The sequence below is a fragment of the Enterobacter sp. C6 genome (assembly GCF_008122455.1).
Classification (GTDB): Bacteria; Pseudomonadota; Gammaproteobacteria; order Enterobacterales; family Enterobacteriaceae; genus Enterobacter; species Enterobacter pseudoroggenkampii.
On the sequence record NZ_QPFW01000121.1, the window covers coordinates 1 to 7,212 of the forward strand.

The 7,212-nt window shown below is 62.1% G+C and carries 8 protein-coding genes; 1 reads left to right on the forward strand and 7 read right to left on the reverse strand.

The annotated features are described in order from the left end of the window. The 6 genes from DOU50_RS01980 to entC all read right to left on the reverse strand — a co-directional run. Positions 1-415 (reverse strand): carbon starvation CstA family protein (locus tag DOU50_RS01980; protein ID WP_322742055.1); only part of this gene is annotated, 415 nt, incomplete at its 3' end. A gap of 149 nt (positions 416-564) precedes the next feature. After that, the gene (gene entH, locus DOU50_RS01985) at positions 565-978 is read right to left on the reverse strand and encodes a proofreading thioesterase EntH (protein WP_048993150.1); all 414 of its coding nucleotides are present in this window, start codon (positions 976-978) and stop codon (positions 565-567) included. Position 979: 1 nt separating this feature from the next. Continuing rightward, positions 980-1,726, reverse strand: coding sequence for a 2,3-dihydro-2,3-dihydroxybenzoate dehydrogenase EntA (gene entA / locus DOU50_RS01990; RefSeq protein WP_194266114.1), 747 nt, complete (start codon positions 1,724-1,726; stop codon positions 980-982). A gap of 5 nt (positions 1,727-1,731) precedes the next feature. Further along, positions 1,732-2,586 (reverse strand): isochorismatase, encoded by an 855-nt coding sequence (locus tag DOU50_RS01995; RefSeq protein ID WP_148768658.1) that lies wholly within the window; start codon positions 2,584-2,586, stop codon positions 1,732-1,734. A gap of 10 nt (positions 2,587-2,596) precedes the next feature. After that, positions 2,597-4,207: a (2,3-dihydroxybenzoyl)adenylate synthase gene (locus DOU50_RS02000; RefSeq protein WP_148768659.1), complete on the reverse strand. Its 1,611-nt coding sequence runs from the start codon at positions 4,205-4,207 to the stop codon at positions 2,597-2,599. Positions 4,208-4,216: 9 nt separating this feature from the next. After that, positions 4,217-5,392 carry an isochorismate synthase EntC gene (entC, locus tag DOU50_RS02005; RefSeq protein ID WP_048993159.1) on the reverse strand — a complete coding sequence of 392 codons (1,176 nt, stop codon included), beginning with the start codon at positions 5,390-5,392 and terminating at the stop codon, positions 4,217-4,219. Positions 5,393-5,580: 188 nt separating this feature from the next. On the opposite strand from entC, the gene fepB reads away from it, so the two are divergent. Further along, positions 5,581-6,540 carry a Fe2+-enterobactin ABC transporter substrate-binding protein gene (fepB, locus tag DOU50_RS02010; protein WP_148768660.1) on the forward strand — a complete coding sequence of 320 codons (960 nt, stop codon included), beginning with the start codon at positions 5,581-5,583 and terminating at the stop codon, positions 6,538-6,540. 45 nt (positions 6,541-6,585) lie between these two features. On the opposite strand, the gene DOU50_RS02015 is transcribed toward fepB, so the two are convergent. After that, positions 6,586-7,212 (reverse strand): MFS transporter (locus tag DOU50_RS02015; protein ID WP_148768661.1); only part of this gene is annotated, 627 nt, incomplete at its 5' end.

Sequence of the window (7,212 nt, forward strand, 5' to 3'; positions counted from 1 at the left end):
AGACAAACAGCACCATAAAGTCCTGTACCGCCCCCGCCAATACCACCCCGGCGAGGATCCAGATCATCCCCGGCAGGTAACCCATTTGCGCCGCCAGCACCGGACCCACCAGCGGGCCTGCCCCGGCAATCGCCGCAAAATGGTGACCGAACAGCACTTTCTTGTCGGTCGGCACGTAGTCCAGCCCGTCGTTGTGGCGGACGGCTGGCGTCATGCGCGTCGCATCAACGCCTAACACGTTCTTTGCGATATAGCGGCCATAAAAACGGTACGCGATCAGATAAATGCAGACGGAGGCGACAACGATCCAGAGCGCGTTGATCTGCTCCCCCCGGTTGAGGGCGATATAGCCCAGGGCAAAGGCTCCCACAACGGAGAGCCCTGCCCATGTAAGGTATTTCCCTGAGTTGTTCATAGTTGTTGTCCGTTGTTGTGAAACAGTGAGATGTTACATTTTGTTTCTAGAACAACCGGAAAAATTTAACAACTTTGAAACGCAATAATGCGTGGTCAAACCAGAGATTTACACCACAGTGTTAAGCCGATCACTTTGATCTGCCTGGGCTAGCCCAACACCATCGTACTCAGCCGGCAGGTGCAGCACCGCCGCCCCTGCTCGTCGAAGACCACGATCTCCCAGCTTTGGCTCGAACGCCCAAGATGCAGCGGCTGGCACACCCCGCGTACCTTACCGTGGGAGACCGCGCGATGGTGCGTGGCGTTCAGCTCCGTCCCCACCACGCTCTGCCCGTCGCGGGTCATCAGAAAACCGGCCATTGAGCCCAGCGTCTCCGCCAGCGCCGCCGACGCGCCGCCGTGCAGCAGGCCAAACGGCTGGTGGGTACGCGCATCCACCGGCATCTCCGCTTCCAGCGTGTCGTCACCGATACGGGTATAGACAATACCGAGATGCGCCACCAGGGTATTCAGGCTGGTCGCGTTCAGCTCCTCGAGCGGTATATGACGTTTCCAGATCATCTTACGCCCCCAGCGTGGAGCCGCCGTCCACCACGATATCCTGGAGGGTGATATGGCTGGCGGCATCGGACGCCAGGAACAGCACCGTGCTGGCGATCTCCTGCGGACGGGCGATTTTACCCAGCGGAATGCCGAGCTTAAACTGCTCGCCGAAGCCGCGGATGCGCTGCTGCTCCGCATCGTCGCTTTTCCACAGGGTGCGCTGCATATCGGTGTCCGTTGAGCCCGGCGACACCAGATTACAGCGCACGCCGCTGCCTGCCAGCTCCAGCCCGACGGTCAGGGCCAGGCTTTTCAGCGCCGCTTTCGATGCGCCATAGGCGCTCATGCCGATGCGCGGCGTGTGCGCCGCATCGGATGCCACGGTCACAATCGCCCCGCCCTGCTGACGGCGAAACTGCCCCATGGTCAGCTGGAACAGATTGAACGCGCCGCCGACGTTGACCGCGAAGGTCTGCTGCCAGTCCTCCTGCGAGAGCTGGTCCGTTGCCCCCATGCGCAGAATGCCCGCCGCGTTGACCAGCACGTCCAGACGCTCAAGCGTTGTCAGCACGCGCCCGCACACCTCATGCACCTGCGCGGCGTTCGCCACGTCCAGCGTTTCGGTGGCGAACGGGTAATCATCCTGCGGAAACGCCAGATCGAACCCGGTCACCTGCGCGCCGGCTTCGGCGAACGCCAGTGCGGTCGCGTAGCCAATCCCCTTCCCCGCGCCCGTCACCCAGACGGTTTTTCCGGTGAAATCCAGTCCCATCACTTCACCTCGCGGGAAAGCAGCGCCCACCAGGCGTCGATTGTTGGATTTTTTGCCAGCATCACGAAGTCGATATCGCCGTGTACTTTGCGCCAGCGGGCGGCCAGCGCCATCATGCGCACTGAATCCAGGCCGTAGTCGATCAGGTTTTCGTCATCCATCGGCTCGTCGGACTCGTCCAGCAGCGGCAGAATAAGCTCGCGCAGTGCGGCCTTCGAGGCCGGAACGGACGGCAGCAGTTCGTCGGTCATCACCACGAGGCCCGAGCGTCCGGCCACATAGTTCAGCGACATCAGGTGCTCGTCACGGGTGAAATCCGCCAGCGCGTCGGCAATGAAGAACGGCTTAATGTCGCGCATAAAGGCATCGGTGGCGGTGGTCATGCAGCCGATGTGGGCGTAGACGCCGGTAATCAGCAGCTGGTTGCGGCCCGTCTCTTTCAGCATCTGCTCCAGCGGCGAGCGGTGGAACGCGCTGTAACGCCACTTCACCAGCACCGTGTCCGCTTCGTCCGGCGCCAGCTCGGCGACGATGCGCTGCTGCTCCGGCGAACGGGTCAGGCCCGGCCCCCACATGTCGTTCAGCAGGGCGCGGTCTTCGTCGCTCTGCTCTTTTGGCTGCGCGGTGTAGTACACCGGGATATTGTGTTCTTTGCACCAGGCGCGCAGTCTGGCGATGTTCGCCACCACCTGCTGCATCATCTCGCTGTTTTCGCCCCAGAAGTTCAGGAAATACTCCTGCATATCGTGGATCAGCAGCGCCGCGCGCTCGGGCTCAAACGCCCAGTTCACCTTGCTGGTCGGCAGCTCTGCGGCGGTGGGCAGCGCGTAAGCGGTTAATTTTGGAATGGCCATACTCTTTTCCTCAGCCCCGGGCGCGTTCAGCAAGCCACAGGCGCAACTGTTTCTTATCGACTTTGCCGACAGGCGTCAGCGGGAGCGCATCCACGCTCTCCACTCGGTCCGGCAGCTTGAATTCGGCGACGCCCTGCTCGCGCAGGAAGCGACGCACCTCGACCGCGCGCAGGGGCTGTTTCACCACCAGATACGCACAGCTTTTTTCGCCCAGCAGGCTGTCCTCCATGCTCACCAGCGCGGCGTGGATCACCGCCTCATGGCGCAGCAGCAGGTTCTCGATCTCTTCGGCAGCAATCTTCTCGCCGCCGCGGTTGATCTGATCTTTCTCGCGCCCCTGCACGGTGATGTAGCCCTGCTCGTCAATGGCGATCAGATCCCCGGAGCAGTAAAAGCCGTCGGCGTCGAAGGCGCTGGCGTTGTGTTCCGGGCTGTTGAAATAGCCGCGGAAGGTATACGGACCGCGCGTCATCAGGCGCCCGACGTCCCCGCGCGGCAGCGGGTTGCCGTGCTCGTCCGCCACCCACACTTCGTCGTCCGGGCACATCGGGCGGCCCTGGGTGTTGATGATGCGCTCCGGCGCGTCGTCGAGCGCGGTGTAGTTCACCAGCCCTTCCGCCATGCCGAACACCTGCTGAAGCTGGCAGCCGATTTCCGCCGGAATGCGCTCCGCAAGCGTGGCGGAGAGGCGTGCGCCGCCCACCTGCAGCAGCTTCAGGGAGTTAAGCTGCGCGTTCCCCGCACCGTCGGCAATCGCCTGCAGCCAGAGGCTCACCGCCGGAGGGACCAGCGAGGTGACGTTAATCTGATGCCGTTCAATCAGCGGGAAGCAGAGCGTCGCGCTCGGATCGTTCGCCAGCACCACGCAGCCGCCCGCCGTGAAGACGCCCAGCGATCCCGGCGAACTCATGGCGTAGTTATGCGCCGCAGGGAGCGCGTTCAGATATCGGGTGTGCGCAGTAATGCCGCAGATCTCGTTGCTGCGGCGAATGCTGTAGTCGTAATCGTTGTGCGTGCGCGGGATCAGCTTCGGCGTGCCGGTGCTGCCGCCGGAGAGCTGGAAGAATGCCACTTCGTCGGCGGGCGTCGGGTTAGGGATGAAGTTGTCAGCTGGACGCGCAATCGCCGCTTCCAGGGCGTAGTCACCCTTATCGCCGCGCAGGAGTACGACCCGTGCCGAGTGGTGCGCATCCACAAAGGCGTTGAGGAACTCATCGTCCGCGAATAGCGCGTGGTCGCGATCGGCGATCAGCACGGCGGGGTTGATCTGCGCCGCGTAGGCGTTCAGCTCGCTGCGCTGGTGGCTAAAGAGCGCGTTGACCGGCGCGACGCCGATTTGCAGCAGCGCGAAGAAGGTCATGTAGAACTCGGCCACGTTGCCAAGCTGCACCAGCGCCGTCTCGCCACGCTGAAGCCCACGCGCCTGAAGGACTGAGGCCAGGTTGTTTACGGCCTGATTCAGCGCGCGGTAGGTAATGTGGCGATCGCCATCGATAATCGCCACCGCATCGCTGTCCGCCCGATCGGTCAGGATGTGGGTCAACGGCAGATCCTGCCAGTAGCCTTTTTCACGGTAGCGGCGGGCAAATGCCTCAGGCCAGCGGGTAAAGGGAATGGTCATGAGTCTTCCTTAGTGCAAACCAAACACGTTGAGCATGGTGGAAAGCTTCACGCCGGTTTCGCGCCACTCGCCCACCGGCGAGGAGGCAGGCACAATGCCCGCACCGGCAAACAGGCGAACGGTATTTTCACGAAGACGCGCGCAGCGGATGGTCACCACCCACTCGCCGTTGCCTTCGCTGTCGCACCAGCCGACGATGCCGCCGAACAGCTCGCGGTCGAACGGCTCCAGCTCGGCGATCAGGTCTTTCGCCACCTGATGCGGGAAACCGCTCAGCGCCGGCGTCGGGTGCAGCAGACAGGCCAGCGTCAGGGCGTTTTCATTTTTACGCGCCTCGCCTTCTACCGGCGTTGCCAGATGCCACAGCGTCGGCGTGGTAATCAACTGAGGCGAATCCGGCATGCTGAGATGGTGGCTGCGCGGTGCCAGAATGGCCTTCATCGCCTGGGTCACCAGGTCGTGCTCGTGACGGTCTTTTTCAGAGGCCAGCAGCTTGTTGCCCGCTTCACGATCAAGCAAGTCGTCCGGCTGACGACGCGCGGAGCCTGCCAGCGGCAGCGAGCTAAAGTGCCCACCCTCTTTGCGCAGCAGCAGCTCCGGGCTGGCGCCGAGCAGTACGCCGCCGTCTTCCAGCGGCACGTGGAAGTTAAAGCTCGCCGGGTTCTGAGCGATCAGGCGCTCCATCAGCGCGCCGCTATCAATGTGCTTATCGGTCGTGATATCAATCAGGCGCGACAGCACCACCTTGTTCACCTGCGGCGTGGCAGTGAGCGACGCGGCGCGGGCAACCATCTCTTCGAACACGGGCTGCGGCGGGATCTCGGTGCGTTGTTCCACCTTCAGCGCCTGCGAGCCGGAAAAATAGCGTGCGGACTGCTGACGCGCCGGACGGGAAAAGGTCTGCCAGCGTTGTGGAATAAACAGAGAGGATGGCTTGCGGGTATCGAACGGGATAGCCCCTACCATCACCGGATGGGCGATGCCGCTGGCCTTCGCGTTCTGGAAAGCCTGGGCTAATTTCTGCTGGAAACGGCCTGCCGGATCGTCGCCGCCAACGGCAGGTTCACTGAAGCGGGCAAAGCAGCCGGACGTGGTAAAGCTGCGGTAAGGCGACATAAAGAAAAAGCGGTCTGATTCGAGCGTGGTTGCGGTGTGCTGAACTTCCTCAGCCAGGGACGTATCCATATCATCCTCCTCAAAATGATAAAAGAAGCAATAATGATTATCATTTATATTTTCGTCGGCTAACCTAATCCCACATCGCTTCGCTGTCAACCGTCGGGCAAATAACTTGTGCGACAAAAGCTTGCATCCCTTCGCGGCAACCATGAAAATGAGAAGCATTATCTTCAACAAAAACAGGATGTCGCGCTGTGAAATTCCCCGCCGTATTTCGAAATACCCTGCTTTTACCTGGACTTTTTGTTTTCGGACTTGCCTCAGCCGCTGCCGCCGACTGGCCGCGTCAGGTAACCGACAGCCGCGGCGTTCACACGCTTGAGAGCAAACCGACGCGCATTGTCTCCACCAGCGTGACCTTAACCGGCTCTCTGCTGGCGATTGACGCACCGGTCGTCGCCAGCGGCGCGACCACGCCGAATAACCGCGTGGCTGATGGGCAGGGCTTCCTGCGCCAGTGGGGTGATATCGCGAAGCAGCGGAAGGTTGCGCGACTGTACATTGGCGAGCCGAGCGCTGAAGCGGTTGCCGCCCAGATGCCGGACCTGATTTTGATCAGCGCCACCGGCGGGGATTCCGCGCTGGCGCTGTACGATCAGCTCTCCGCCATCGCCCCAACGCTTATCATCAACTACGACGACAAGAGCTGGCAGGCGCTGCTGACCCAGCTGGGCACCATCACCGGACAGGAAAAGCAGGCCGCAGAGCGCATTGCCGCGTTTGATAAACAGCTCGCGCAGGTGAAACAGCAGATGAAGCTGCCGCCGCAGCCGGTGAACGCCATCGTCTACACCGCCGCCGCGCACAGCGCCAACCTGTGGACCGCGGAATCCGCGCAGGGCAAGCTGCTGCACCAGTTGGGCTTTGCGCTGGCGGAGCTGCCTCCCGGATTGCAGACCTCAACTAGCCAGGGTAAGCGCCACGACATTATCCAGCTGGGCGGGGAAAATCTGGCGACGGGGCTGAACGGCGAGGGGCTGTTTGTGTTTGCCGGTGACGAGAAAGACGTGAAGGCGATTTACGGCAACCCGCTGCTCGCGCATCTGCCGTCGGTGAAGAACAAGCGCGTCTGGGCGCTGGGAACGGAGACGTTCCGCCTGGATTATTACAGTGCGATGTTGGTATTAGACAGATTGAATGCGTTGTTTAAGTAGGCATTTTCCCTCCCTCTCCCCGTGGGAGAGGGAGGGGTGAGGGCATCAGGCCGCACCGTCGTTCAACACACTCTCCTGCCTGAACCGCCGCAATTCCACCAACGCCACGAACAAAATCCCACCAACTATCGCTAACGCAAACCCACTGCTGCTCGCCGACGCCACCGGGGTCATTATCGCCCCCAGCCCGCCGAGGATCGCCGCGCCGATGGCATCGCCCGTCACGTTCTGCGCCGTCCACAGGCCGTTGATGCGCCCGAGCATCCCTTCCGGCGTCTGGGTCTGGATCAGGGTGTACTGCAAGAGCGAGCTGATGGCGCTCAGCCAGCCGAAAATCACCAGACACAACACGCCCAGCGCCCACACCGGCATCAGGCTAAAGAAGCCGATGGCGATAAACGAGGCCAGCGTGGCAAGCAGCATAATCAGCCCCGGACGCGCACTCTGCGCCAGGTTGCCGCTGGTCAGCGCCCCGCACGCCGCGCCGAGCGGAATGGCGGCGTAGAGAATGCCAATCTCCGAGGCGCTCATCTGCCACTCTCCCGCCAGCGCCGGGTAGAGCACGCGCACTGCGCTCGCCATGGTCAGCAGGCCGCCGAGCAGCGCAATGCCGCCAATCAGCGGGTTGCTGAACAGGAAACGAATAGCGGCCATCAGTGATTTCAGCGGATG

What these genes read in the sequence shown, in the direction of transcription:
- entH (WP_048993150.1), bottom strand. Translation starts at nt 978, where the DNA reads ATGATCTGGAAACGTCATATACCGCTCGAGGAGCTGAACGCGACCAGC.
- DOU50_RS01995 (WP_148768658.1), bottom strand. Translation starts at nt 2,586, where the DNA reads ATGGCCATTCCAAAATTAACCGCTTACGCGCTGCCCACCGCCGCAGAG.
- DOU50_RS02000 (WP_148768659.1), bottom strand. Translation starts at nt 4,207, where the DNA reads ATGACCATTCCCTTTACCCGCTGGCCTGAGGCATTTGCCCGCCGCTAC.
- entC (WP_048993159.1), bottom strand. Translation starts at nt 5,392, where the DNA reads ATGGATACGTCCCTGGCTGAGGAAGTTCAGCACACCGCAACCACGCTC.